At 54.9% G+C, this 1,031-nt stretch carries 1 protein-coding gene; it reads right to left on the bottom strand.

Annotated features, from left to right (window positions below; all coding sequences use genetic code 11):
* Positions 1-189: 189 nt before the first annotated feature.
* Positions 190-861, bottom strand: coding sequence for a hypothetical protein (locus tag Q4577_RS23650; RefSeq protein WP_303473381.1), 672 nt, complete (start codon positions 859-861; stop codon positions 190-192).
* Positions 862-1,031 lie beyond the last annotated feature (170 nt).

Genomic DNA, 1,031 nt, shown 5'->3' with positions numbered 1-1,031 from the left:
CAGACGCGGAAGCCGAATACCCAGATTCAACCTGCAGACTCTCATTATGAATGAGGGACCAGCAGGGGGCAGGTCACCAGCGGCTGCCAAGGTTCGCACATGTGGCAATGCGCACCACCGGGGATTCATAGGCAGGATCGTCTAAGGGTGAAGCGGTGGCTTGGAAGGCGTTGAATTCGAGGAAAGAACTTACCTTCTGGATGCCTTTAGCTCGTTGCGTACCTTGCGAAAAATCTTCGCAATGCATCGGCCCTCTCGGGGCCGCTTGCCCAACTTGATGTTGGCCTGCGCCACAATCCAGCAAGCTGATCCCTCAGCGACGTTTTCAACGCTTCCGTATGCTGTTAATCCATATGAGCTAATCAACTCCTCGATCAGCGCCACTAACTGAAGATTTCGCTCTTCATCGACTCTTGGAGCGCCGTCTGCGGTCTTGGGATGCCGAAGTTCCAGTAAGCGTTTGATTATGAATGATCTAAGGGACGCCGGAATTGTCTCGCCCGTCTCTAGGTACGAGATGGCATGAACGTCGAGTGCATAGGTTTCGGCCGGATGGCGGTCTTCATTGGCTATGAGGTGTTCGATGCGCAGAGCGTAGGAGGTCGGCGTGGCACCCGTGTGATCGTCGGGATGCAGTCCTCGTCGCCAAGCATCGCTCAGCTCCCACTTTGTTGCGGACGAAAGGGCAGAGGTCTTCGATTCATCGATATTCCCTTCTGCGACTTTTGCGGTCTCGAGCTCCTCCGCCAGTTCCATTCCGGCGCATTCGACCGAGGTCAATGCCGCCCGATCGATCTCCTGGTAGATTTTCTCCAGTTTGGCCGCAGTCATTTCAATTAGAACTTCACGAGAGGGGGGCATGTTGAATGTCCGGTATAGGCTAAAGCGATGCGTCCAGGTTCTTCCCCGTAGCGATGGCGGTCAACATGCAAGCTCTGCGAGACGGCCTTGGCCTGAGCTACTCCCCATTTGTTGGACAGGATCTGGCGTAAGTTAAGCTACTCTTTGCACCTGCAGATCGGAGTTGGTGG

The organism is Marinovum sp. 2_MG-2023, assembly GCF_030548265.1.
Taxonomy (GTDB): Bacteria; Pseudomonadota; Alphaproteobacteria; order Rhodobacterales; family Rhodobacteraceae; genus Marinovum.
This window is presented reverse-complemented; position numbering and strand designations above follow the sequence as displayed.

Bases quoted from the DNA above. Each gene is read 5' to 3' on its own strand.
- Q4577_RS23650 (WP_303473381.1), bottom strand. From the start codon at position 861: ATGCCCCCCTCTCGTGAAGTTCTAATTGAAATGACTGCGGCCAAACTG.